Origin of the sequence: Leyella stercorea (assembly GCF_021531355.1) — a bacterium.
In the GTDB taxonomy this organism is placed as follows: Bacteria; Bacteroidota; Bacteroidia; order Bacteroidales; family Bacteroidaceae; genus Prevotella.
This window is the reverse complement of record NZ_JADYTS010000247.1, coordinates 1-220: the sequence shown is the minus strand read 5'-3', so window position 1 is coordinate 220 and position 220 is coordinate 1. Positions and strand designations below refer to the sequence as shown.

Below are 220 nucleotides of genomic sequence, written 5' to 3'. Positions count from 1 at the left end.
TGTGAAAGATGCTCCTTGTCAGTCGGGATTGTCTCGATACGCTCCAAGAAACCGTTCGGGTTCTCCTTTATCTTGCGGTCACGATAGGCTGTGTGGATTGAAGCACGGAAAGTTGACCAGTAGTTGGCAGCTGAGTTGATATGTAGTTTTCTGTTCTTATGCAGTCCCTGTGGTGCTGTCAGCAGATACTCACGAAATCTGTTGCACAAGTCCACGTTTA

Annotated in this window: 1 protein-coding gene; it reads right to left on the bottom strand. The window is 47.3% G+C overall.

Features of this window, described 5'->3' with window-relative positions; translation table 11 throughout:
- Nucleotides 1-220: phage integrase SAM-like domain-containing protein (locus I6E38_RS15245; protein WP_235394755.1), on the bottom strand; the 220-nt coding region annotated here is incomplete at both ends.